At 52.6% G+C, this 25170-nt stretch carries 24 protein-coding genes; 15 read left to right on the top strand and 9 right to left on the bottom strand.

Annotation, left to right across the window (positions count from 1 at the left end; translation table 11 throughout):
• The first annotated feature begins 375 nt into the window (after positions 1-375).
• Positions 376-1167: a hypothetical protein gene (locus DHN43_RS20275; protein ID WP_108819822.1), complete on the top strand. Its 792-nt coding sequence runs from the start codon at positions 376-378 to the stop codon at positions 1165-1167.
• Positions 1168-1272: 105 nt separating this feature from the next.
• On the opposite strand, the gene sctV is transcribed toward DHN43_RS20275, so the two are convergent.
• Together sctV and DHN43_RS20285 are read right to left on the bottom strand one after the other, a co-directional pair.
• Positions 1273-3411: a type III secretion system export apparatus subunit SctV gene (gene sctV, locus DHN43_RS20280; protein WP_057464013.1), complete on the bottom strand. Its 2139-nt coding sequence runs from the start codon at positions 3409-3411 to the stop codon at positions 1273-1275.
• Positions 3412-3560: 149 nt separating this feature from the next.
• A complete protein-coding gene (locus DHN43_RS20285; protein ID WP_063307778.1) occupies positions 3561-4019 on the bottom strand; it encodes a type III secretion system chaperone in 459 nt (152 codons plus the stop codon).
• 307 nt (positions 4020-4326) lie between these two features.
• On the opposite strand from DHN43_RS20285, the gene DHN43_RS20290 reads away from it, so the two are divergent.
• From DHN43_RS20290 to DHN43_RS20335, 10 genes are all read left to right on the top strand, one after another.
• On the top strand, positions 4327-5559 hold the full coding sequence (locus DHN43_RS20290) for a branched-chain amino acid ABC transporter substrate-binding protein (protein WP_108819823.1): 1233 nt from the start codon (positions 4327-4329) through the stop codon (positions 5557-5559).
• A 70-nt stretch (positions 5560-5629) separates the two neighbouring features.
• Positions 5630-6562: a branched-chain amino acid ABC transporter permease gene (locus DHN43_RS20295; RefSeq protein ID WP_063311704.1), complete on the top strand. Its 933-nt coding sequence runs from the start codon at positions 5630-5632 to the stop codon at positions 6560-6562.
• The gene (locus tag DHN43_RS20300; protein ID WP_108819824.1) at positions 6559-7836 is read left to right on the top strand and encodes a branched-chain amino acid ABC transporter permease; all 1278 of its coding nucleotides are present in this window, start codon (positions 6559-6561) and stop codon (positions 7834-7836) included. The genes DHN43_RS20295 and DHN43_RS20300 overlap by 4 nt, the downstream gene beginning before the upstream one ends.
• A complete protein-coding gene (locus DHN43_RS20305; protein ID WP_108819825.1) occupies positions 7833-8603 on the top strand; it encodes an ABC transporter ATP-binding protein in 771 nt (256 codons plus the stop codon). Before DHN43_RS20300 ends, DHN43_RS20305 begins: the two co-directional genes overlap by 4 nt.
• Before the next feature lie 20 nt (positions 8604-8623).
• Positions 8624-9319 (top strand): ABC transporter ATP-binding protein, encoded by a 696-nt coding sequence (locus DHN43_RS20310; RefSeq protein ID WP_108819869.1) that lies wholly within the window; start codon positions 8624-8626, stop codon positions 9317-9319.
• Between the two features lie 107 nt (positions 9320-9426).
• A complete protein-coding gene (locus DHN43_RS20315) occupies positions 9427-10236 on the top strand; it encodes an IclR family transcriptional regulator (protein ID WP_108819826.1) in 810 nt (269 codons plus the stop codon).
• A gap of 189 nt (positions 10237-10425) precedes the next feature.
• Complete coding sequence (locus DHN43_RS20320) at positions 10426-11622, top strand: acyl-CoA dehydrogenase family protein (RefSeq protein ID WP_108819827.1); 1197 nt, start codon at positions 10426-10428, stop codon at positions 11620-11622.
• Positions 11623-11631: 9 nt separating this feature from the next.
• On the top strand, positions 11632-12771 hold the full coding sequence (locus DHN43_RS20325; RefSeq protein WP_108819828.1) for an acyl-CoA dehydrogenase family protein: 1140 nt from the start codon (positions 11632-11634) through the stop codon (positions 12769-12771).
• On the top strand, positions 12768-13550 hold the full coding sequence (locus tag DHN43_RS20330; protein WP_108819829.1) for an oxepin-CoA hydrolase, alternative type: 783 nt from the start codon (positions 12768-12770) through the stop codon (positions 13548-13550). The genes DHN43_RS20325 and DHN43_RS20330 overlap by 4 nt, the downstream gene beginning before the upstream one ends.
• 29 nt (positions 13551-13579) lie before the next feature.
• Positions 13580-13864 carry a TfoX/Sxy family protein gene (locus DHN43_RS20335; protein ID WP_159096951.1) on the top strand — a complete coding sequence of 95 codons (285 nt, stop codon included), beginning with the start codon at positions 13580-13582 and terminating at the stop codon, positions 13862-13864.
• Between the two features lie 31 nt (positions 13865-13895).
• Here DHN43_RS20335 and DHN43_RS20340 read toward each other — a convergent pair whose 3' ends face one another.
• Entirely contained in the window at positions 13896-14570 is a 675-nt protein-coding gene (locus DHN43_RS20340; RefSeq protein ID WP_063319167.1) for a TetR/AcrR family transcriptional regulator, read from the bottom strand.
• A gap of 65 nt (positions 14571-14635) precedes the next feature.
• Here DHN43_RS20340 and DHN43_RS20345 point away from each other — a divergent pair, with 65 nt between their 5' ends.
• The 4 genes from DHN43_RS20345 to DHN43_RS20360 are packed head-to-tail and all read left to right on the top strand — an operon-like array spanning position 14636 to position 18574.
• A complete protein-coding gene (locus DHN43_RS20345; RefSeq protein ID WP_108819831.1) occupies positions 14636-15952 on the top strand; it encodes a flavin-containing monooxygenase in 1317 nt (438 codons plus the stop codon).
• A complete protein-coding gene (locus tag DHN43_RS20350) occupies positions 15949-16869 on the top strand; it encodes a bile acid:sodium symporter family protein (protein WP_063301844.1) in 921 nt (306 codons plus the stop codon). The genes DHN43_RS20345 and DHN43_RS20350 overlap by 4 nt, the downstream gene beginning before the upstream one ends.
• On the top strand, positions 16866-17804 hold the full coding sequence (locus tag DHN43_RS20355; protein WP_108819832.1) for an SDR family oxidoreductase: 939 nt from the start codon (positions 16866-16868) through the stop codon (positions 17802-17804). The genes DHN43_RS20350 and DHN43_RS20355 overlap by 4 nt, the downstream gene beginning before the upstream one ends.
• A complete protein-coding gene (locus DHN43_RS20360; protein WP_108819833.1) occupies positions 17804-18574 on the top strand; it encodes an SDR family NAD(P)-dependent oxidoreductase in 771 nt (256 codons plus the stop codon). The genes DHN43_RS20355 and DHN43_RS20360 overlap by 1 nt, the downstream gene beginning before the upstream one ends.
• Before the next feature lie 13 nt (positions 18575-18587).
• Here DHN43_RS20360 and DHN43_RS20365 read toward each other — a convergent pair whose 3' ends face one another.
• The 6 genes from DHN43_RS20365 to DHN43_RS20390 form a co-directional block, all read right to left on the bottom strand.
• Positions 18588-19985: a glutamine synthetase family protein gene (locus tag DHN43_RS20365; RefSeq protein ID WP_108819834.1), complete on the bottom strand. Its 1398-nt coding sequence runs from the start codon at positions 19983-19985 to the stop codon at positions 18588-18590.
• A 34-nt stretch (positions 19986-20019) separates the two neighbouring features.
• Entirely contained in the window at positions 20020-21006 is a 987-nt protein-coding gene (speB, locus tag DHN43_RS20370; protein ID WP_108819870.1) for an agmatinase, read from the bottom strand.
• A 14-nt stretch (positions 21007-21020) separates the two neighbouring features.
• On the bottom strand, positions 21021-21839 hold the full coding sequence (locus DHN43_RS20375; protein ID WP_108819835.1) for an ABC transporter permease: 819 nt from the start codon (positions 21837-21839) through the stop codon (positions 21021-21023).
• Positions 21836-22792, bottom strand: coding sequence for an ABC transporter permease subunit (locus DHN43_RS20380; RefSeq protein WP_208995525.1), 957 nt, complete (start codon positions 22790-22792; stop codon positions 21836-21838). The genes DHN43_RS20375 and DHN43_RS20380 overlap by 4 nt, the downstream gene beginning before the upstream one ends.
• Positions 22793-22800: 8 nt before the next feature.
• Positions 22801-23949 carry an ABC transporter ATP-binding protein gene (locus tag DHN43_RS20385; RefSeq protein WP_108819836.1) on the bottom strand — a complete coding sequence of 383 codons (1149 nt, stop codon included), beginning with the start codon at positions 23947-23949 and terminating at the stop codon, positions 22801-22803.
• A 90-nt stretch (positions 23950-24039) separates the two neighbouring features.
• The gene (locus DHN43_RS20390; RefSeq protein WP_108819837.1) at positions 24040-25146 is read right to left on the bottom strand and encodes a polyamine ABC transporter substrate-binding protein; all 1107 of its coding nucleotides are present in this window, start codon (positions 25144-25146) and stop codon (positions 24040-24042) included.
• Positions 25147-25170: the final 24 nt, after the last annotated feature.

Raw genomic sequence — 25170 nt, forward strand, 5'->3', positions numbered from 1 at the left:
ACAGCAACTGCCCAGAAAGGTGTATTCGAAGCAAAGCCTTGTGTTTTGTGAGACCTCACGTTGATGGGTAGGCACCTGCTCCCAATGCCTTTCGGTGGAGACCTTGTTTCATACAAAAACGCCCGGGCAAGGCGACAGCCAATGCCGAAGAAACTAACTTATATACAATGCGCAGGTATTGCCTGCTCGCCTTGCCCCTCCCGTTTCTCGGGATTTTAGCTTCACCACTGCATGAGAGGCCATGCGGTGCCATTGGTGTTTGTATGGCGGGTTGCTGAGACTTGGGTTGGATTAGTACAAAAATGGATGCTCCACCTTCATGTGAATTTAAAGTGTCCCCGCGAGAATTGCTGGGTAACTTTTCGGAGAATGAGAATGGGTGTTGAGCACGAAAAATGGGCGACTGATGTTTTGAAACACATTGGTGTTAACCCGGAAATCCCAGCTCAGGTAATTGATGAAGAGCCGGTTGGGACTGGTGATCAACCAGACGGCAATGAACAGCCGGAGCTGAAAGCCGGTTCTCAGGACCAGGTGGAAGCTGTCGGTCAGGACCACGTTAAGAGTGAGGAAAAGGCCGAGGAAAAAGAGGCCGATGGCGTCCACGAACAGGTTAAAGATGACGTTACGGAGCCTGAAAAAACAGCTGCTCAAGAAAAAGTGGAAGCAGAAGTTCAGGAGCCGTCTAAGCCTGAAGACGTTCCTGCCGTTGATGGTGATGCCTCCAAGCCAGATCTGATCCTGCCGGAAGATGGAAGTTTGAAAGAGGCTGCGGATATCATGGCGATAGCTGAGCGAGAAGTTGGATGCGGGGAAGGGGAAATCAAATTCACCGGCTTCAGTTCGTGCATCGGCGTTACCGTGCGAGACGGCACCAAGGTAAAAGGCGTGCACCTTGCCCTGATTAAAGAAGATGGCAAACCATTCAACAAAGATGATGCAGCAAAAGTGCTTACGTCTTTAGGGACCTACTCAGAAGCAATGATTTTTGGCCAGATTGTATTTTGGAAAAATCCTGCAAACCAGGTTGCCGATGCCTTTAAGGTTCTGGAGGAGGGACTAAAAGCTGGAGCGACCAAAGAGGATGGTTATAAGGATTTTCAGTTTGATGACGGGGAGTACGGTGCTGAGATCACCGAGGACGATGATTTCTTCCCAACATTTTAAGAACAGGTGGAACCCGATGACCCGAAGTTGGGGCTTCTGATTATGGTTATTCGGGTTCCACCTTACTGCCCGGGCAAAGGGCAGGTTTTACGCGGTATTCGGGGATCAGGCTGGTAGGGTGCCAACCTTGCCGCGTAAACTGATTTTCTCTAATGGCTGGATGTTGGCGTTTGGCGCCAGTTCCTGGAAGGACAACACAGCCAGATCGGCATAGTCGCGCTCGATCACTTTTCTGAAGAAACGGCGGATATCCATTGGGACCAGAATGACCGGAGCGATGCCGTTGTGTGCCAGATTATCGCCAATGGCGCTGCGCATGACGGTGATGAGCTGGCGGTGTGTATCCGGCGAAAGCGCCAGATAGGAGGCGCCGCTGGTTTGTCTGATAGCACCGCGCACTTCATCCTCGATGTCCTTATCGATGAGGTATGCCGGAATGATGTGCTGACCTGCAGAGTATTTGTGCGTGATGTAACGGCTCAATGCCATGCGGATATGCTCCGTCAGCATGAGTGGATCTTTTTCCTTCTGGCCCCATTCCACGATGGCCTGCAGGATCGTGCGCATATCACGGATGGAGATGTCCTCACGCACCAGACGCTTGAGAACATCGGCCAACGAGATGAGAGGGACGGCGCGGTTTACTTCGCGCACCAGCTCGTCAAAGTCGCCTTCCATGTGCTTGAGCAGGAACATGCATTCCTGAATGCCGAGGAACTCTGCGGCGTGCTGTTTGAGCACATGAGCCAAATGCAGACTGAGCATGCCGGTCAGTGTCAGAGTTTGAATGCCAGCGCGCGTTGCTTGTTCAAAGTGCCTGTTGTTCACCCAGAAAGACGGGGTGTTTGGCAGGAAGCTGTCGCCTTCCTCGTAAGGAATGTTGAACATAGCGAGGTTTGGCGGTGTTTCGCGGGCAATGAAATAGCCGGACCGTGCTGCGCCACGGGCAACAGGGACTTCGTTGACGAGGATACGGTACTCGCCTTCCGGCAGGCTCTCGTTGAGGCGCAGTTTGATGCCGGGGAAGGGGACACCGAGATCGAAATAAAGCGCTTTGCGCACTTTTGCGACTTCTCTGTCGAGCTTCTTCGGGTTGAGTGTGGACCTGACTGAAGACGAGATATCGACAATGAGTGGAACGGTGATCGTAATGGCCAGATCCTGAGCGGCTTCCACTTCGGTCGCCATGTCCTCATCAGGCATCATCATAGCTTCACCTTCAGGCGCTATGGCGGGCGCAAAGGCTGAGAGCTGCTGCGAATCCTTTCTAGCGGACTGAGATTTCGTCTTTCGCATGGAGAAGAAAGAAACAGAGCCGAAGATTGCTGCAAGGAGCAAGAAGATGAACGTTGGGAAGCCAGGAATAAGCGCAAAGCCGACCATGATTGTCGCTGCAATCATGAGGGCCCTTGGTTCACTGTTCAACTGTTTGGCGATGTCAGATCCAAGGTCGCTGGAATCCTCGGTGCTTACACGGGTGACCATGAACCCAGCTGTGATGGAGATGAACAGAGCCGGGATCTGAGCAACCAGACCATCACCGATGGTCAAAATGGTGTAACGATCCAGAGCATCAACGGCGCTCATGCCATGCTGGGAGGTGCCGATAATGACGCCACCGATGATGTTAACCGCGGTGATGATCAGGCCCGCAATCGCATCGCCCTTCACGAACTTCATGGCGCCGTCCATGGAACCGTAAAGCTGGCTTTCTTTTTCCAGCTTGGTGCGGCGGCGCTTGGCTTCATCCAGTTCGATCTGGCCAGCACGCATGTCGGAGTCGATCGACATCTGCTTGCCGGGCATTGCATCAAGGGAGAAACGGGCGGAGACTTCTGCCACGCGTTCGGAGCCCTTGGTGATCACCAGAAAGTTCACGATGGTCAGGATCAGGAAGATAACGATACCGACGACCAGATTGCCCTGGACAACGAAGTTGCCGAAGGTGTCGATGATTTCGCCAGCGTCAGCTTTGAGCAGGATCAGACGGGTCGTCGTGATGGACAGTGACAAGCGAAAGAGGGTCGTGAGAAGCAGGATAGAGGGAAAGGCCGAGAGGGCCACAACATCTTTCAGGTAGAGCGCAGCCATCAGCAAGATTGCCGCAAGGCTCAGGTTGATTGCAATAAGCGTATCCACGAGAACCGTCGGTAACGGAAGGATCATCATGAATACGATTGCGATCAAAAGAAATGCCAGGAGAACATCATTTCTCCCTGACAACATTTGAAAGATTTTTTGCACGTCCTGCTCCTGATTTCAGCCTGCTCTTGCTTTCAGGCCAATTCACCTTTCGCTTCTAACAATTGGAAAAAGCCACAGGTGTGCCGCAGCAAACACTTGAGTAAAAATTTAAAAGAAGATTTGGAGTTATCCTTGCTCGTAAACGCTTATCAGGCGGGTAAAATGATTTCGCCGGTGTTTTCGGTCAAGGAGATCTGCGGTCCGGGTGTGGTCTCAATCATGAGATTGAGTTTGCCAGCTTCGCTCAAAAAGTCTTTGAGTGTGGTGTAGAGTTTGTTTCTATCCAGATTGTTGGTGTACTCGGTTTTGATCAATGCGAGATCACCGTCCTTCTCAACAAGGCCAACACGGTAATTGTTTTCCGCCTGTTGTTCCCCTGAGTAGCGTAGGGCGTTAAGATAAGTATCCCTTCGGGCTTCTGGCGCAGGGCTCCCTAAAATGGTGGAGATATGAAGGATATTATTGTCTTCATCACTTTCCAGGATGATCAGGAAATCTTCTAGTAGAACAGTCCAGGTTTTGGCTTCTGCGTACTCTGATATCTCCAAGGCTTCCAGAAGCGGTCCGACTTCAACCATCAAGTCGTGAATGATTTTGAAGTTGCCCATTCAGCTGTCCCTAACTCTACTGATTTATCTGGGATATTCTGTAGGGCCGGTCTCGAGGGTGTGTTGTGCTGTTTGATACAAACTACAATCATCTGAAGAAGAAATTTGCAGGCTGCATGCAATGTTTATTGGCGACGACTTATGATGAAGTTTTCAAACAGATGACTCGGCTCAGTTTTGAACTGTGAAATTGCTTAAGTCACTATGCGGAATTGGGTTTTACTTATTGCTTGACAATATAGTCTGATGAATATCTCATTGCCTTAATAATATTATAATGAAAAATCTTTTTGGGGGAGGGGTTGTTTTGTCTAAAGGTAATTTATTGAAATCTAGTCTGGTTGCACTTCTGCTTTCCGGTGGTGTTCTCTCTGCGGAAGCTGAGGTTATCAAGATCGGATACATTGATCCGCTATCAGGTCCGTTTGGGAGTACGGGTGATGCTGGGGTGAAGCACTTCCGCTATGCGGCTGAAGAAATTAATGCCGCTGGTGGTATGGGCGGCATGCAGGTGGAAGTGGTTGCTTTTGATAATAAAATCAATCCGAAAGAGAGCCTTGTTCAACTGCAGAAGGCGATTGATCAGGGTGTTCGCTTTATTGCGCAGGGGAACGGGTCGAGCGTTGCGAATGCTTTGACTGATGCGATTGCTAAGCACAACAAGCGTAATCCGGGAGAAGAGGTTCTTTTCCTCAACTATGCGGCGGTTGATCCTGCATTGACCAACAAGAAATGCAATTACTGGCATTTCCGATTTGATGCCCATGTGGACATGAAAATGGCGGGTCTGACTGATTGGCTGCGGGATCAGAAAGACATCAAGTCTGCTTATATTCTGGCGCAGGATTATTCTTACGGGCGAGCGTTTACAGCAGCTGCAAAGTCCATGATTGAGGAGAAACGTCCGGACATCAAGATTGTTGGTGCAGAGCTTCATCCGATTGGCAAGGTTAAAGATTTCACGCCCTACGTGCAGAAAATGATGAGCGCGAAGGCAGATGTTGTGTTTACGGGAAACTGGGGAACAGACATGACGCTGCTGGTGAAAGCGGCTAATGCGTCCGGTCATACAGTGCCGTATCTGACGTTCTATGGCGGCGGTCTGGGGGCTCCGACTGCGATGGGGAAGAGTGCTGTTGGGTTGGTGAAACAGATCACTGAGTTCCACGAGAACATCGAGGCCTCTGAAAAGCAGATGGCTCGGGTGGATGATTTTGAGAAAACCAACAATCTCGATTACTATTACGAGCGGGTTTTCACCTTGATGAACATGCTTGATAAGGCCGTTGATGCGGTTGGGTCAGTGGATGTGCCCAAGGTTGCAGCTGAGCTGGAAGGGATGACTTATGAGACGCCGTATGGAGAGGTGACCATGCGGGCGGATGACCACCAGCTGATGCAACCGCTTTATATCTCAACGTTTTCTGAGGGTGTGGCTCGTGATGTGGAGAATACCGGTTACGGGTTCAAAACAGATATCACCATTCCGGCAGCGGCGACTGAAACTCCGACGACGTGCAGGATGCGTCGTCCTTCCTAACGATCTTACTTGAACAATGGCATGCTCGGGCAATTGGGCTTGAGCATGCTCTTTTCTTTTGAGGGATGTTATGGAGACGGTTGTTTTTGCTCTGCTCAACGGGCTGATCTATGGCTTGTTGCTGTTCATGCTGTCCAGCGGATTGACGTTGATTTTCAGTATGATGGGCGTTCTCAATATGGCTCATGCAAGCTTTTACATGCTGGGTGCCTATTTTGCTTTTACTCTTGGCCAGCACACCGGCTTCTGGTTTGCGTTATTTCTGGCGCCGATTTGCGTTGGAGCAGCTGGAGCCTGCGTTGAAAAGTGGGGCCTGCGCAAAGTGCATGCCAGGGGGCATGTGGCTGAGCTGCTTTTCACATTCGGGCTGGCTTATGTGATTGAGGAGCTGGTGAAGATTGTCTGGGGTAAGTTTGCTGTTGCCTATGAGATTCCGCCGGAGCTCAATTATTCGCTCTTTGAACTGTTTGGTTCTCAGTATCCGGCGTATCGCATTTTCATGTTGGCTGTGTCCATCGCGATGCTGGCGGGGCTTTGGTACCTGTTGAAGCGAACGCGGATCGGGCTGATCATTCAGGCGTCGCTGACACATCCGCATATGGTGTCTCATCTGGGGCATAACGTGCCACGGATCTTTATGCTGGTGTTTGCGGCAGGCTGTGCGCTGGCGGGATTGGCCGGGGTGATAGGCGGCAACTATCTGGTGACCGAGCCATCCATGGCGTTTTCGATCGGACCGATTGTTTTTGTGGTTGTTGTGGTCGGTGGTATGGGCAGTCTGGAAGGGGCGTTTATTGCCAGTTTGCTGATTGGCTTTCTTCAGACCTTTGCCATCTCAATCGATAGCAGTTTTGCTGAAATTTTTTCGTTTGCCGGATTGAGCGCTGATGGCGATATCGGACGTATTACCATTGCGTCTTTGGCTCCCATGCTGCCGTTCCTTCTTCTGGTGCTGATGTTGATGCTGCGTCCGCGTGGGCTGATGGGGGAGCGTGAGTTTTGACCGACTACAGTCTTGACCGGGTGCCTGATCTGGCACCGAGTGCACGCTACAAATTTGCGACACGGGTTCTGCCGCTGTTGTTGCTCGCTCTGATCCTGTTGAGCATTCCGCTGTTTGAGCCGTCCAGAACGTGGCTATCGCTGTTCAACGCGATTGGCATCAACATGGTTTTTGCGCTGTCCTACAACATGTTGCTGGGGCAGGCGGGGATGCTTTCGTTTGGCCATGCGGTCTACTTTGGCCTTGGTGGTTATGCGGCTATGCACGGAATGAATGCGATTGAGAACGCAAGTTATGATGGTGGTGTCTGGGCAGCCTTTCCCATGTTTGCCCTGCCACTGGTGGGGTTTGCGGGAGGAGCGCTGGCGGGCGCAGTGATTGGCTGGCCGTCCTGCCGGCGGGCGGGAGTGCCGTTTGCCATGATCTCGCTTGGCATTGCAGAGCTTGTTGCGGCTGCCGGTTTCATGTTTATCAGCGTCTTCGGTGGCGAGGAAGGTATCACTGGCGATCGCATGAATGGTGTTGAGCTGTTTGGGTTGTCTCTTGGGCCTTTGGGCGAAGTGTACTGGTTCATTGCGTTCTGGACCTTTTTAGGCACCGCGCTGATGTATGCCTTCACCAGAACACCGCTTGGCAAGTTGGCGCAGGCAGTGCGGGATAATCCAGAGCGGGTGCAGTTTGTGGGTTATAACCCCAACCGTGTGCGTTATCTGGTGTTCATCGCCGCTGGCGGTTTTGCCGGGCTGGCGGGCGGCATGTCTGCGGTGAACTATGAGATATTTACGCCGGAAAGCCTGAGTGTAGTGCCGTCAGGTCTGGTGCTGCTGATGGCGTTCATTGGCGGGGCGCGGTACTTTGCAGGGCCTATTCTTGGAGCTGTGGTGCTGACTTATATGCAGTCCAATCTCTCAGATTATTCAGAGGCGTGGCTGCTTTATCTGGGGCTGCTGTTTATCGGGATGATCCTGTTTGCACCGGGCGGTCTTGCTGGGCTGTTGCTGAGCGGGACTGCAGCCTTAAAGCATTCTTTGAGTGGTAAGGGGGTGTTGCGGGCTGGAGCGTTTGTGACTTCGGCCCTGATGGTTGCAGCTGGTGTTATTGTGCTGGTTGAGTTGGCAGTGCGGCATTCCAATGGGTTTGGAGAGGCTTTCGAAACGTTTGGTTTCCATCTGGCTCCTGACCAGATGATGCCGTGGGCAGTTGGTTTGATACTTGCCGGTGTTGGCATAGGCTCGCTCAAAGTGCTTTCCAGACAGGGAGGTGTAGGCTCATGAATGCTCCAGCCTTACAACTGACGGACCTTCGCAAAAGCTTTGGTCCGGCGAAAATTATCGAAGGGGTTTCGCTGGAGATTGCCCGGGGTGAGCGACACGCGATCATCGGCCCCAACGGGGCTGGCAAGTCCACCTTGTTCAACCTCATCTCTGGTCTGTTTCCACCAAGTTCAGGGAAGATCAGTCTGGGTGGACAGCAGATCGCTGGTCTTAAACCTCATCAGATCAATCGGCTTGGATTGTCTCGGAGTTTTCAGGTCTCCAACATTTTTACTAATATGTCGGTGCGTGAGAATGTGCGCTGCGGAGTATTGTGGTCGCTTGGATATGGGCACAGCTTTTGGCGGAACATTGGTAACCTGAAGGAGGTTCAGCGGAAGACTGCTGAAGTGCTGGAGAAGGTGGGGTTGACGGACAAGGCTGATGTGCCAGCTGTGCTGCTGACCTATGCGGACCAACGCACACTGGAGATTGCCATCACCATTGCAGGCGGGGCAGATGTAATCTTGCTGGATGAGCCAACAGCAGGCATGAGCCATTCTGAAACCGACAGGGCGATCAAGCTCATTGAGATGGCGACGGAAGGGAAGACGCTCCTGATCGTGGAGCATGACATGGGCGTCGTGTTCGGGCTTTCTGACCGGATTTCAGTGCTTGTTTATGGTGAGATCATCGCAACCGGAACGCCAGAGGAAATTCGCGGTAATGCGCGTGTGCGAGAGGCGTATCTGGGGGATGAGGCAGATTTTGCGGAGAAGAGTGCATGAGCAGGGTTGCTGCAAGTGAAATGCTGAAAGTTCGCGATCTGCATGCTTTTTATGGCAAGAGCCATGTGCTGCGCGGCGTGAATATGGATGTGCCCAAGGGCAGCGTGACGGCGCTGCTGGGGCGCAATGGTGTCGGGCGTTCCACCACAGCCAAGGCGATTATGGGCGAGGTGGCACCGAAAGGAGGTATCTGGTTCAAAGGTGAGACTATCGCCGGCCTGCCGAGCCATAGCATTGCGTGCAAGGGGCTTGGGTATGTGCCGGAGAACCGGGATGTCTTCCCTTTGATGAGTGTGCGGGACAATCTTCTTCTTGGTATCAAGGATATACGTAAGCCGGGCAGGTGGAGCATTGAGCAGATGCTGGATATGTTCCCAAACCTCAAATCACGTGCTGATACGGCAGCTGGTGTGCTTTCTGGCGGCGAAAAGCAGATGCTCACGATCTGCCGGACGCTGATGGGAGATCCTGATCTGATCATCATTGATGAACCGACCGAAGGGCTTGCACCCAAGATTGTGACGCAAGTTGGGGAGCTGATTGCGGAGATTGCGCGAGCCGGTGTTTCGATCTTGCTGGTGGAGCAGAAGCTTTCCATCGCGCTGAAGATTGCCCAACAGGTTTATGTGATGGGGCATGGGGAGATTGTTTATCACGGGACACCAGAGGAGTTTCGAGCGCGGGATGATATCCGGCGGGAATGGCTGGAAGTGTGAGCAGTGTTTTTCTTGGAGAAGTGCTGCAGGATGCCTTGCTGGTGTTTTTTGAGTTGGATGATGTGTGTTAGGCAAGGGATGTAAATGATCGGGGTGGGGTTTTAGCGTTGAGCGGACATGAAGAAAAAGACCGGCGGTTTGCGACAACGCTGGCGCGAGGGCTGCAGGTTTTACGGGCGTTCCGGGCTTCTGATGACGGGCTTGGCAACCAGGAAATCTCTCAGCGTACTGGCATTCCCAAATCCACTGTTTCCCGTTTGACCTTCACCCTTCAGCAGCTTGGTTATCTCAGCCATGCGCGTCGTCATGATCGGTATCGGTTTGGTCCGGCAGCGCTGGCGCTGGGCAATATTGCCAGTGCCTCTGTTTCCTTCATTGAAGCGGCAAATCCGATGATGCAGCAACTGGCTGATGAGACGGGTACGCTTGCTTTGCTGGCAGTGCTTGATGAAAACAAGATGCTGTTGACCAAGACGTGGCGCCCGCAAGGCGCTCCTGCCATCTGGCTGGAAGTGGGGCACCGCATTCCGGTTACTGGATCATCCTCTGGACATGCTTATCTGGCCAGCGTAACGGACCATGAGTTTGCTCAGGTTTGCGAGCGTGTACAGGGGCGGGATGAGAACATTTCTGTTGAGATACTGGAGATTGCACGGGCTGCAGGGTACTCTCAGCTGTTGGCCCAAGGCTTTGTAATTGTTGATGAAGATAAGCGTTATGCTGAGAACATCAATGCGGTCTCAACCGGTTTCCGGTCTCATGATTTTGGCGAGCCGGTTGCGATCAGCTGCGGGGCAACACCGGACATGCTGAGCTATAATCGCATGCAAAATGAAGTTGGGCCGAAACTGCGGGACCGCGTGAAAGAGTTGGAACGGGCGCTGGGCTTGCCCTCGGTTCTGGTCAATCGGGGCTAAGCTTGTAGCGAGCGGAAAGCTCTCATTATCGTTAGAGCTGTTTGCTAGAAATTCTGCATATTGGAATTATGGATTACATATTGAAATAATCTGGATGCGCGATACTCTGATCTCATGATGGGGATGAGTTGAGCGATGCGTTCTGGATCCTCCCGACAGTTATGTCCAGTGAAGCAGGGAGGGCGGCATATGGACTTGAACTATTCAGCTGAAGAGTTGGCATTTCGTGATGAGGTGCGGTCGTTTTTAAACAAGGACCTTTCGCAGACGCTCTCGGAAAAGGTCAGATTGGGAAAGCGCCTTTCCAAGACGGATCATAAAGAGTGGCATGCCACGCTGAACAAGCAGGGATGGCTGGCGAACAACTGGCCGGTGGAGCATGGTGGGACTGGTTGGAATGCAGTCTACCGGCACATCTTTGAGGAAGAGCTTTGCCTTGCCCATGCGCCGCGGACGATCCCTTTCGGGCTTTCCATGCTGGCGCCAGTGCTTTTGAAGTTTGGCAGTCCGGCGCAGAAAGATCACTTTTTGCCGCGGATTCTGGATGGTACGGACTGGTGGTGTCAGGGCTATTCTGAACCGCAGGCGGGTTCTGATCTCGCCTCCTTGAAGACCCGTGCTGTGCGGGATGGGGACCATTATGTTGTCAACGGTCAGAAAACCTGGACTACACTGGGTCAATATGCGGACTGGATCTTCTGTCTTGTGCGTACGGACCAGGACGTGAAGCCTCAGGAAGGTATTTCGTTTCTCTTGATTGATATGAAGACACCGGGTGTCACTGTTCGGCCTATTACGTTGATTGACGGTGGGCAGGAAGTGAATGAGGTGTTCTTTGAGGATGTGAGGGTGCCAGTTGCCAACCTTGTTGGAGAGGAGAACAAGGGCTGGACCTATGCCAAGTATCTGCTGACCCATGAGCGTACCAATATTGCAGGCGTTGGCTTTTCGACAGCGGCTCTTGTTCATTTGAAGGAGATTTGTGCCAAGCAGATGTCTGGTGGCAAGCCACTGCTGGAGAACCCGTATTTTGCCGGAAGGGTTGCGCAGATTGAGATTGATCTGATGGCGATGGCGACAACGAACCTGCGCATGATCGCCAAAGCGGCGGCAGGGCAGGCGCCGGGAGCGGAGAGTTCCATGCTGAAGATCAAGGGAACTGAAATCCGACAGGCGATCAATGATCTGACACGGCGAGCGATTGGGCGTTACGCTATGCCGTTTGTGTCTGAGGCGATGGATAGCGGCGCGAACGTGCAAGGTGTTGGGCCGGAATATGCCGCCGCAGCGAGCCCGGGTTACTTTAATAACCGTAAGCTTTCCATCTTCGGTGGGTCCAACGAGATCCAGCGCAACATCATCAGTAAAGCTATTCTCGGCCTTTAGGAGCGTTCCATGGATTTCAATCATAGTGACGAACGGCGGATGCTTCAGGATACTCTGCATCGCTACCTTTCAGATAACTACGATGCCTCGCAACGGGCTAACTCTGTTGGGCATGCGCAGGGTTTTTCGGAGAAAATCTGGAGTGACTTTGCTAAACTAGGTGTGATTGGGGCGCTGTTCGCAGAAGAGTATGGGGGCTTTGGAGGCAGCGGCTTTGATATTGCAGTCGTGTTTGAGGAGTTGGGTCGGTTTGCTTGCGTGGAGCCTTTGATGGCCTCTGGCGTTATGTCTGGACAGTTGTTGGGCGAGCTTGGGACAGAGGAGCAGAAGTCGCTGATCGGGGATGTGATTGACGGGAAGCTCAAGATCGTTCCAGCATTGGAAGAGCCTCAGTCGCGTTATGATCTGGATGCTGTGGAGACAACTGCAAAGCGGGTAGAGGATGGCTATCGGCTCAATGGCACCAAGTCGGTGGTGATTGGTGGGCCAAGTGCGGACAAGCTGATTGTGAGCGCTCGTGGTGCCGATGGGCTGCAGCTTTTTCTGATAGATGTCGATGCTTCAGGCGTGGAGCGGTACTCCTATCCCAATCTGGACGGTTACCACGCCAGCGACATTGCTCTGGTGAATGTAGTTGTGCCTGCTTCAGCGTGTTTGGGGGCTTCGGAGGCTGTCCTTTCTGCTCTGGAGGCAGCACGCGCTGCAGGCGTGATCGCGCTGTGTGCCGAGGCCGTTGGCGCGATGGAAGCCGCAAAGGATCTGACCGTTGAGTATCTGCGCGTGCGGACGCAGTTTGGCCGTGCGCTGGGCAAGTTTCAGGCGCTTCAGCATCGTATGTCGACGGTTCTGATTGAGATCGAACAGGCCCGCTCTGCACTGATCAATGTGGCGGGGCACCTTTCTGCTGAACCTTTCCAGCGAGATAAGCATGTGAGTGCAGCTAAGAATTTGATTGGCCGTGTGGCGCAACTGGTTTGCGAAGAAACCATTCAGTTGCATGGCGGTATTGGCATGACCGAGGAGTATGCTTTGGGACATTATGCCAAGCGTTTGATGATGATCGATCATCAACTCGGCGATGTAGACTACCATCTGGAGCGTTTTGTTGGAGCTATGCAGAGGGAATCTGCGCGAGAGGCAATGTCATGAAGCGTGCTTCTCTTGTCAGCGTTGAGCGCAAGGCGGATCGTCTGATCGTCATGAACTGTAACTCTTCTCGTCGCAATGCGCTTTCGCCAGAATACTACGATGGGCTTTCGCAGGCGTTGGATCTCGCCAATCAGGAAAAAGAGATCCGTAGCGTTATCCTGATGGGAGAAGGCGGTTATTTCTGTGCGGGTGGCGATCTGAACACGTTGGTTAAGCGCCGCGAGATGACGGTTCTTGAGCGAAATAATAATATTGAAAAACTCCATAATCTAGTTCGAAAAATAAGAGACTGCGCCAAACCGGTGATTGCGGCGGTTGATGGAGGGGCTGCCGGGGCCGGTGTGTCTTTGGCTCTGGCTTGTGACTTCCTGGTAGCAGAGCGGCAGTCTCAGTTTACGCTGGCTTATGTGAAGGTTGGACTGGTGCCGGATGGAGGGGCTACCGCTTCATTGTCCCGGCTTATTCCCCGTCAGCTGGTCTTGGAGATGTGTTTGCTGGGACAACCTGTTTCGGCTGAACGGCTCTATCAGTTAGGGGTGGTCAATGTGCTTAGCGATAAGCCTGCTTTGGCAGAAGCGCACCTGATAGCTGATCGAATAGCGCAAGGTCCAACAAGGGCACAGGGGGCGATCAAGCGATTGGTATCAGCTGCTGATCACAACAGCTATGACGATCAAATGGATCTGGAGCGGGATACAATGGCAGAGGCTCTGGGACATGATGAAGCGCAGGAAGGGGTTAATGCGTTTCTGGAACGACGATCTCCAAATTATGCTTAGGTGCAGCGCCTTAATCAGGTGAAGCCCGAGTGAAACGTCTGGAATGGTGCATTTTGAGCAAGTCGATCAGTCAATTGAGAAACCTGGGTCCGAAGACCGAATATATGCTGTCTGAGGTTGATGTTTGCAGTGAAGATGATCTGCGTGAGCTTGGAGCTGTGCAAGCTTATCAACGGCTGAAATTTCGGTTTGGTCGGGGTGTCTCCATCCTCGCGCTTTATGCCATGGAGGCAGGCCTGAGAGATTGTGACTGGCGGGATCTTTCAGCTGAAGACAAGAAAGAACTGAAGGCCCGAGTTGCGCAGGCTGATTGATCTGCTTTGAAGGAGCCTTGAACGGATATCATCAAGGTCCAGACAGGGCGTTATGGATGCCGGCGGTGGCATAGGCTACGAGCAATGTTTTCATTTCAGCAATGCCGGAGGTGTGATCCTCTTCTGCCATTGCATCAACACGCCAGGCTGAGGTGCACAGAGCGATTTGTGAAGAGATGGAAAAGACGAAGGTTGCGGAGACTTTCCTAAGGTCGGCAGTGGGATAGAGCTTGGCGATTTCTGAAAGAAATACTTTTGCTGTTGGGTCAAAGCAAGCTTGTGAGATTACGCTCCAGCGTTCTTCTGCAGAGACCATTGCGACCAGACGTGCGTAGGCAAGCCAGCCGGGGCCGCTGTTTTCTGCCTTGTCCAGATAAGGGTAGAAGAAACTCTCCAGAATGCCTTTCAGGGTGATGACTTGTTCTGACGCTTTCAGCTGTTCCAGTGCATCAAGGCGGAGACGGGCGAGTTCTTCGGCGCGGCGTTCGACTGTTTTAAAGAACAGGTCTTCCTTCGTGCCGAAGTGGTGGTTTACGAGGCCCAGTTTTACCCCTGCTTTTTGGGCAATGTCCCTGATGGACGCGGCGTCATAACTGCGAAAGGCAAACAGGTGTTCTGCAGCGTCGAGAATCTTTTGCCGCGTCTCCAGAGAGCTTTTTGAAGGGGCTCTTTGTCTTTGTTTTTCCTGCGAAATCTTCTTAATCATAAAAAGAGCTTGCCTTATTTTGTACGACTGTTCAATCTAATTGTAGTTCTTAGGGGGGACGAACAGTGAATATTTCAAAGGAGAGCTATGCCTTAATTGGGGCAGGGCCGATGGGGCTCGCCACGGCCAAGACACTTATTGAGCAGGGAATAGATTTTCAGGGTTTTGAGTTACACAGCGATGTGGGCGGGCTTTGGGATATTGATGGGCCGAAGTCGACCATGTACGAGTCTGCGCATCTGATTTCATCCAAGAAAATGACCGAGTTTACAGATTTTCCGATGAATGATCACATTGCTGAGTATCCCGGTCACCGCGAACTAAAGACCTACTTTCAGGAGTTTGCCGAAAAGTTCGATTTGAAGCGGCGCTATCGTTTTGGAGCAGAAGTGACCCGCATTGCGCCGTTGGGAGGTGACGGTGAGGGATGGACGGTCAGCTGGAGAGATCAGGACGGAGATCATTCAGCTGAGTTTGCCGGAGTGCTGATCGCCAATGGCACGCTTTCTGAACCCAATATGCCAGAGTTTGCGGGAGAGTTTTCTGGCGACCTCATTCATTCGTGCCACTACAAGAGTGCGCAGCAGTTCGCCGGCAAACGGGTGCTGATTGTCGGGGCGGGCAATTCAGGTTGTGACATAGCGGTGGATGCGATCCATCATGGGGTACAGTGCGATATATCCATGCGTCGTGGCTATTACTTTGTTCCCAAATATGTTTTCGGGAAACCGGCAGACACGATGGGTGGGGCGGTGAAGTTGCCGCTCTGGTTGAAGCGGCGAGTGGATCAAACATTGCTGAAATGGTTTGTTGGTGATCCGCAGGCCTATGGGTTTCCCAAACCAGACTACGAGCTTTATGAGAGCCATCCGGTGGTGAACTCGCTTATTCTCTATCATGCCGGTCACGGGGATATTGGCATTCGAGCAGATATCAAGGAACTGGATGGGCATACAGTTCGGTTTCGTGATGGTGAAGAGGCTGAGTATGATCTCATCGTCACCGCGACTGGCTATAAGCTGCATTATCCTTTTATCGACAAAGAGCTTTTGAACTGGCAGGGCAAAGCGCCGCATCTGTTTTTGAATTGCATGCATCCAGAACGGAATGATCTGTTTGTAATGGGCATGATTGAAGCAACCGGTCTGGGTTGGCAGGGGCGCCATGATCAGGCGGAACTGGTTGCACGTTATCTGAGAGGCCTCAGGGACGGAAGTATGACAGCTGAGGCAATCAAAGCTGAGAAAGCCAAGGGATTTGAGCGTGAGACCGGGGGGATGAACTACCTCAAGCTGGCGCGGATGGCCTACTACGTGGACAAACAGAGTTATCGCTCTGCACTGAACAAGCGCACACAGGCGTTGAAGAGGGAAATGGCATGAGTGACATTGACCTTGTTGTTCTCAACTTCAGTTCCGGTTCTCTGACCCTGCTCAATGGTATTCTGGGTGTTGTGATGTTCTCAATCGCGCTGGATCTTTGTCCTGCGGATTTTAAGCGACTGACACTGTCGCCAAAGCCTGTGGTGATTGGGCTGTGCTCTCAATTTCTGGTCTTGCCGAGCCTCACATTTCTGCTTGTTCTGATCGTTCAGCCCCGACCTTCGATTGCTTTGGGGCTTATTCTGGTGGCGGCGTGTCCGGGTGGTAATATCTCAAACTTCATCACTCATCGTGCAGGAGGTAATGCAGCGCTATCGGTTTCCATGACGGCTTTTGCCACGGTGGGAGCAATTGTTGCGACACCCTTTAATATCGCATTTTGGGGTAGTCTTTACGGCCCCACGCGCGCGATATTGCAAGAGACGCATATCGATAAGCTGTCAGTTGCAATTACTGTTTGCTTTATGTTGGTGTTGCCATTGTTTCTTGGCATCATGCTCAACCGCATCAAGCCACAGCTGGCTGCCAAAATACGGCAACCACTGCGCATGGCGTCCATGGGGATTTTTATCGGTTTCATCTTCATCGCGCTGTTTGCCAACTGGTCGTTTTTTCTTGCCTATGTGGGTGCTGTGGCCTCTCTCGTGATTGTCCATAATGGGCTGGCTTTAGCGGCGGGGTATACTCTGGCGAGCGTTGCTGGTGTGTCTGCTTATGACCGGCGGGCCATTACGATTGAAACTGGCATCCAAAATTCCGGTCTGGGGCTGGTGTTGATCTTCGGCTTTTTTGGTGGGCTTGGCGGCATGTCTGTTGTGGCGGCTGCCTGGGGGATTTGGCATGCGATCAGCGGACTGGTGCTTGCCAGTTTTATGGCGCGCAAAGCAGTCAAGCTTCCCGCGGAGGCGACGTCATGACCAAGCTTCTTATTACCGGTGCTGCCGGAGGTGTCGGACAAGCATTTCTGAGGCAATTGGCGGGCACGGAGCAGGAGGTTGTTGCGACTGATATTCGTGAGCCGAGTGGCCTCCCAGCAAATGCCCGGTTCAGAACGCTGGATGTGACTACAGACAGGGTGTCAGCATTGATTGAGGACGAGCGGCCCGATGTGATCGTGCATCTGGCTTCCATCGTCACACCATCTGCTGAATCCACGCGAGATATCGAATATCTGGTTGATGTGGTTGGTACTCAGTCCGTGATTGATGCTGCGATTAAGACCGGAGTGAAGCGCCTTGTGGTGACATCTTCCGGGGCAGCCTATGGGTACCATGCGGACAACCCTATGCCGTTGCATGAGGATGATCGCATTCGCGGCAATACTGAGTTCGCCTACTCTTATCATAAGCGTCTGGTCGAAGCCGCTTTGGCTCAGGCGCGTGCGGAGGCACCGCAACTGGAGCAGGTTGTGCTGCGGGTTGGGACGGTTCTTGGTGCGGGTATGAACAACCAGATCACCGCATTGTTTCATAAACCGAAGCTGCTTGGTGTGGCAGGATCAGATAGTGCGTTTGTGTTTATCTGGACGGAGGATCTTGCGCGCATTTTGTTATTGGCTGCGACAGAGGCTCCCGAGGGAACATACAACGTCGCGGGCGATGGAGCGTTGTCGATGCAGCAGCTTGGACAGGTGCTCAATAAGCCTGTCCTTAAGTTGCCGTCCTGGTTGTTGAAACTCGTTTTAGGTGTGGCGAAGCCTCTGCGGCTCTCCCGGTATGGGCCGGAGCAGGTTCGGTTTTTGCAATACCGTCCGGTTTTGGCCAATGAACGGTTGAAATCAGTGTTTGGCTATACTCCCGAGAAGACGAGTGCAGAAGTGTTTGAACACTGGCGGGTATCTGTGGGGCTTTGATGAAAACAGCGGTTATTACAGGCGGTGCTGGTGGTTTAGGGCAGGCACTTGCAACCCGGTTGCAGCGCGAGAGCTGGCATACGGTTTTGCTGGATTTGCCTGGTCCGGGAGTGGATGGGTTGCCACAGAATGAGCAACAGAGCATCTATGCCTGCGATTTGACCGATGGGGGTGCAGTTGAGCAAGTTGCTCAACAAGTTTTGGCAGAGCACACCAGTATTGATCTGGTGGTTTACAATGCAGGTATTACGCATATCGGATGGTTTGCTGATATGGGCCTTGAGGCGCATCGAAAGGTGCTGGATGTCAATTACTTTGGAGCAGTGCATACGGCGCGGGCGTTTTTGAAAGCAGTAAGAGCATCTAAGGGATGTCATCTGGCAATCTCGTCTGTTGCTGGGTTCTCTCCTTTGATCAAACGGACGGCTTATGCGGCCAGCAAGCATGCGTTGGAAGGCTTTTTTGGCTCGTTGCGGTCTGAAGAGAAGTCTTATGGCGTTCATACGTTGATTGCAGCGCCTTCGTTTGTAGCAACCAATGTTGGACGGTCGGAGACGCAAGAGAACGGTTTGGCCCGTCCGGGCTCGTCAACAGATGGCGTTGATTATATGAGCGCGGAACGGGCGGCGGATATCATCTACAAAGCGTATGTGCGCAAGACGGAGATGAAGCCGGTTGGCCGCGTTGCCAGTTTGGCGTGGTGGCTCAACCGGTTATCACCCAAAGCCTATCAGCTGCTGATGGAGCGCAACATCAAGGAACCTTCCTAGGTTTGATGAAATGTCAGACCTTCCTGGCGTAGGTCTGGCATTCAAATCCAGTAATGGTGGTTGCAAACACGTCGTATTCAGCTTTCCGGCTGATGCCGTACATGCGATGAAACTCTGCTGTGCTCATCTGCTCAGCCGTTTTGCTTTGCGCCCATGTTTGGATTGCTGTCTCCCAGTTTCCTGTCAGGTGATCATATTGGGTGAGGTCCGCTTCCACGGTGATTGGAGTGCCGGGATCGCTTCGGTTTTCAAGACCGTGATGAATGCCTTCGAGGATCGCTGAGACAACCAGATATGGGTTGGCATCAGCACCGGAAACGCGATGCTCCAGCCTTGCGCCTTTGCCATGTGTAGCCGGTACACGGATCGCCGCGGCTCGGTGGTCATACCCCCAGCAACAGGTGATTGGGGCATAAGAACCCGGCTGCAAGCGGCGGTAGGAGTTGGCGTGTGGAGCAAACAGGATTTGCATGTCCAGCATGGTGTCCAGCAGGCCCCCTACGGCGTTGCGCAAGGCCGGGTTTGCTTCCTCTGTGCTGCCGCTGAAGATGTTGGTGCCTTCAGTATCCAGTAGGCTGGTGTGGATATGGAAGCCGCTGCCAGTCTCTTCTGCGTAGGGTTTTGACATGAACGTGACATCCATGCCGTGTTTGCGGGCAATATGGCGGACAACGCGCTTGAACAGCAGGCAGTGATCCGCAGCTTCCACTGCGCTTGGTACGTGCAGCAGGTTGATCTCAAACTGTCCGTGACCAAACTCAGAGGTAGTGGTGTCTGCAGGAATATCCTGAATTTTACAGGCTTGGTTGATCTCCATGAGGATCGGTTCGAATTGAGCCATGATGTCCAGATCATAGATCTGTGAGGCTTTGAGACGCTGGTTGGTGCCGGGAATGTAGGGAGGGAGTGGTAAGCCAGCTGGACCGGATTCCATGTCGACGAAGTAGAACTCCAGCTCTGTAGCGACAACAGGTGTCAGGCCCTTGTTCTGGAACTTCTTCTCAACGGTTTCAAGAACATATCTTGGATCCAGTGGGGTTGGCTTCTGGTCCTTAATCTCGAAAAGAGTGACGAGCACTTGCGCGGTCGGCACTTTGGCCCATGGCACGCGCTTCAGCGTTCCTGGAACTGGGATGCATATGCCATCCGGGTCTCCGCGCTCAATGGCAAGGCCTGTTGCCGGCACATCAACGCCCCACACGTCCAGTGCGACGGTGGACAAGGGCAAACGAACACCACCTTCGGCCAGTTTATCCAGCATTTCTGCTGGCAACCATTTGCCTCGGAGCGGGCCACAAAAGCCAGCATAGAGGACCTCGATCTTTTCGAGGTCTGGGTGTTGTTTCAGGAAGGCGTCGGCTTCAATTCGAAACTGTTCCAATTGCGGCTGTACTGCTGTCAGGGTTGGCATGCGAACTCTTCTGGTCGTGATCTGATGTGTTGTTTTATCTGGTGTTCTGATTGAACTGGCTGGCATAGATGCAAAGTAAATCCAAAGCTAAAGTGGCTCCAGCCAGCGCTGTAATTTCTGCGTGGTCGTAGGCAGGTGCGACCTCTACAAGGTCCATGCCTTTCAGGTTTATGCCAGCGAGACCACGCAGGATCTCACGTGTCTCTCCGGTATTCAGGCCGCCAACGACAGGTGTTCCTGTTCCCGGTGCAAAAGCAGGGTCGAGGCAATCGATGTCGAAGCTGATGTAGCTGGCACTTTTTCCAACCACGTTGTGAATGCGTTCAATCGTTGCCTCTGCCCCGTTATTACGGACCCAGTCCGCCGTAATTGTGGTGAGGCCCTGTGTGTTCTCGTTGTTGGTTCTGATACCAACTTGTATCGATGTCTGCGGGTTGATGAGACCATCTTTTACCGCTCTGTAGAACATGGTGCCATGGTCAATACGGCTGGAGTTGTCAGTCCATGTGTCGCTGTGTGCATCAAACTGGATGAGGGAGAGTGGTCCGTGTTTTCTTGCGTGCGCTTTTAGCATGGGATAGGTGCAGAAATGATCTCCACCCAGCATGAGTGTTGCCGTACCTGCGTCTAAAATGGCAGAGGCCTGCTGTTCCAGTTCTTCCGGTACGCTCATGGGGTAGCCGGGATCGAAGATGAAATCGCCGTAGTCGACAACAGCAAGGCGGTCGAACGGGTCGAAGGACCAGCCCCATGCGTGGTCCCAGGCCAATATGGAGGAAGCTTGCCTGATTGCTCTTGGACCGAAGCGACATCCCGGCCTGTTGCTGACGGACGTGTCAAAGGGGATGCCACAGACAGCGACATCTATCCCCTTAAGGTTCTTGGTGAATTTACGGCGCATGAAACTGAGCGCTCCGGCATAGCTGGATTCGGCTATGGTCCCATAAGGGGTGGAGCGGGTGTAGGCCAGATCGCCTTTTGAGTATTCATCCAGCGAGGATGGGTGTTTTGTATCAGACACGTACACTTCCTCGATCAATTTGAGCTTATCGCCAGCCGTTCTTCTTTCATGCGCTTGACCTGTGCTTGTTTTGTGACCAGCGAAGCGGTGACCACGCCAACAGCGACAACAGAAATGAGAATGGATGACAGGGCATTGATTTCTGGTGAAACGCCAACGCGGACCTGAGAATAGATCTTCATGGGCAGGGTGGTAGCGCCAGGACCTGAAGCAAAGGAGGCAATGACCAGATCATCCAGAGAAAGCGTGAAGGCCAGCAGCCATGCTGCCAAAATTGCGGGAAAGATGATGGGCAGTGTCACCTGCATGAAGGCGGAAAAACGGGTGCACCCCAGATCAAGGGCAGCTTCTTCCAGACTACGTTCGAACGTCACCAGACGGGCAGAGACGACGACGGCGGCGTAGCACATGGAGAAGGTTATATGTGCCAGTGTAACTGTCCAGAATCCTCGGGTGAAATCTAGCGAGACGAACAGCAGGAGCAGTGACAGGCCCGTGATGACCTCTGGCATGACCATTGGTGCGTAGATCATACCTGTGAAGAGCGTTTTGCCGTGGAATGGTCCAGCGCGATTGAGAACAAGTGCGGCCATGGTGCCGAGCACAGTCGCGACAGATGCAGAGATGAAGCCAACACGGAGTGTGACCCATGCGGCATTGATGAAACTCTCATTGAAGAAGACTGATTGATACCACTTGGTGGAGAAGCCAGCCCAAACGGTGACCAATCTGGATTCGTTGAAAGAATAGATCATCAGCAAGATGATCGGCAGGTAGAGGAATGCAAAGCCGAGTGTGAGCGTTGTTGTGTTGAACCAGTTGAAGCGGGTCATTGGCTGGCCTCCGCTTGTTTTTCCTGCTGTTTCTGGAACAGGATGATGGGTAGGATCAACATAAGCAGCAGCAGAATTGCGACGGCGGATGCGACTGGCCAGTCTCTGTTGGAGAAGAACTCCACCCAGAGTGTTTTGCCGATCATGATAGTGCTGGACCCTCCCAGAATGTCTGGAATGACAAACTCACCGACAGCAGGGATAAAGACGAGGAAACAGCCCGCCCAAACTCCTGATAATGACAGGGGTAGGGTAATGACCCAAAAGGCTTTGAGAGGCGAACACCCCAGATCTGTTGCAGCTTCCAGCAGGGAGATATCGAGTTTTTCCAGAACTGCATAGAGTGGCAAGACCATGAAAGGCAGGTAGGAATAAACGATGCCAATGTAGATGGCAGTGTCGGTGTTGAGGATCATCAAGGGTTCGTCAATGATGCCTGTCCAGAGCAGGAAGTAGTTGAGGAAGCCTTCTTTTTTGAGAATGCCGATCCATGCATAAACGCGGATGAGAAAGCTGGTCCAGAAGGGCAGGATCACCAGCATCAGGAGGGTCGCACGCCACTCTTTTGGGGCTTTGGCCATGGCATAGGCGATAGGATAGCCGATTGCCAAAGTGAGCAGCGTTGAGATGGATGCGATCCTGAGACTGCTCAGGTATGAGTTCAGGTAGAGTGTATCTTCCGTTAGCCAGACATAGTTCTCCAGATCAAACGCCTGAAGCATGGCGAGCAGACCTTGCCAACCCTCTGATATGTCGAAGTTTGGAAAGTATGGCGGGCGCGCCAGTATGACATCGGACAAGGAGATCTTCAGTACAATGACGAAGGGTGCGAGGAAGAAGATCAGCAACCAGATATACGGGATCGCTATGAGCAATTTGCGCCCCCAGCCTGAACTCGGACTGGATGTCTCCTGTATTTCTTCTGAGGGGGAGGTGATATCTGCAACTGCCATCGCTCACCTCACGCGTCCAGAAAGACGCCAGCGCCTTTCTCCCAATAGACATAGACGGTGTCCTCCCATGTGATTGGGCGGTCGGCGAGGTGTTCCCTGTTGGAGACCTGTGCTTTCAAAATGGAGCCATTTGAGGCTTTGACGTGATAAGTTGAGATGTTGCCAGTGTAGCCGATGTCCCAGACTTCGCCCTTAATGCAGTTGTCAGCGTTTGCTGGCTTGTCTTTAGAGATGCGGAGTTTTTCAGGGCGAACTGCGATCCAGGTGGTCGTTCCTGCTTGAGGACGGAGCTTGGTTGAGATCGCCAAAGGTATTTCACCTTCAGCCCATGCCAGGCTTGCTGTTTCGCCAGTGGTGACATCTATCTGGCCTTCAATGATGTTAACATCGCCAAGGAAATCAGCAGAATAGCGGGAATTGGGATACTCGTAGATTTCAGCTGGTGTTGCGACCTGAACGATTTTGCCGTGGTCCATCACGGCGATGCGGCTCGCGACTGTCATAGCCTCTTCCTGATCATGAGTGACGATGACGAAGGTGAGGCCAAGCTGCTCCTGAATATTCATCAGCTCAAACTGGGTCTGCTCGCGCAGCTTCCTGTCTAACGCACCGAGCGGTTCGTCAAGCAGCAGGAGTTTAGGCTTCTTGGCGAGGGAACGAGCAAGAGCAACGCGCTGCTTTTGACCGCCAGAAAGCTGGTGTGGTTTGCGCTTGGCAAATGGTTCCAGCTGAACCAGAGATAGCATTTCTTCAACACGCCGCTTGATCTCAACCTTTGCGGTCTTTTCCTGTTTGAGGCCGAAGCCGATGTTCTGTTCCACTGTCATATGCGGGAAGAGGGCGTAGGACTGGAACATCATGTTGACGGGCCGTTTGTGTGGCGGTGCCTTTTGCAGATTGTTCTGACCGAGCATGATGTTGCCAGAGGTGGGATATTCAAACCCTGCCAGCATGCGCATCATAGTCGTCTTACCGCAGCCGGACGGGCCGAGAAGGGCGAAGAACTCGCGCTCATAGATGTTGAGCGTTAAGTCCTCAATGGCAGTGAAGTCGCCAAACTTCTTCGTGACGTTTTCAAAGCGCACCAAAGGTTCCTGAGCTGGATCCTCCCAAGGTGCGAATTTGCAGACTGGCTGAGTGTTTACCAGAGTTTCCATCGTGGCCCGCTCCACCCTCTGTTGTTGTCCTGCTTCCAAAGAAACATGGAAGGCGTGCGGACAACTTGAGTTGCCCGCTGCTGCCGATGATTACTGGCCCGACTTCACTGCGGTCCAGGCACGGGTCACAATCCGCTGAATTTTTGGTGCGTAAGGCGTTGTGACGTAAAGCTTTTCCATGGTTGCTTCATCTGGATATACGGCGGAATCTTCTAAAACTTCCTGATCCAGATGCTCGTGTGAGGCTTTGTTGCCGTTGGCGTAGACCACGTAGTTGGAAGCCTTTGCGATGACATCCGGGCGCATGATGTAATCGAGGAACATATGTGCTTCCTTAGAGTTGGTTGCATCTGTCGGGATTGCCATTTGATCAAACCACATCAGCGCACCTTCCTTTGGAATGATGTAGTTGATGGTGACGCCGTTGTCGGCTTCTGCTGCTCTGTCGCGGGCCTGAAAGACGTCACCAGACCAACCGATAGCTAAGCAGATATCGCCGTTTGCGAGGGCGTTGATGTATTCGGAACTGTGAAACTTCTGGACGTATGGACGGATGGTTTTGAGGAGTGCAGCAGCTTTTTCAATATCTGCCTTGTTGTGACTGTCTGGGTTTAGCCCGAGGTGGTTGAGCGCTGCGGGGATGAGCTCTGTTGGCGCGTCCAGTATATGAATGCCGCAATCCCGAAACTTGGCGAGTATTTCCGGATTGAAGATGATTTCCCAACTGTCGACCGGTTTGCCGTCCAGACGTTTAGCAGCGGCCTCTACATTGTAGCCGATGCCAGTGGTGCCCCACATGTAGTTGATGGAATAAGCGTTGCCCGGATCATAAATGGAGGTTCTGTTGGAGACGAGCGACCACATGTTCTTCAGGTTCGGGAGGGCGTCTTTATCCAGCTTTTGGAAGACGCCGGCTTGAATTTGCCGGGAGAGGAAGCTGCCTGTTGGAACAACAATATCGTACCCTGTGGTGCCTGCGAGCAGCTTGGTTTCCAAAACCTCGTTTGAATCGAAAACGTCGTAATTGACCTTGATACCGGTTTCAGCTTCGAAATCTTTCAGAACGCTTTCGTCGATGTAATCAGACCAATTGTAAACGTTGATGGTGCCTTCTGCGTGCGCTGCGCTGGCTGCACATGCAACCATTATTGCGGTCGCCATTGTGCCCGTCAGTCTGGACTTGAAGTTTGAACTCATTTCATCTTCCCCCCTCAAATTTTT

The sequence above is a fragment of the Pseudovibrio sp. Alg231-02 genome (genome assembly GCF_900143565.1).
Lineage (GTDB): Bacteria > Pseudomonadota > Alphaproteobacteria > Rhizobiales > Stappiaceae > Pseudovibrio.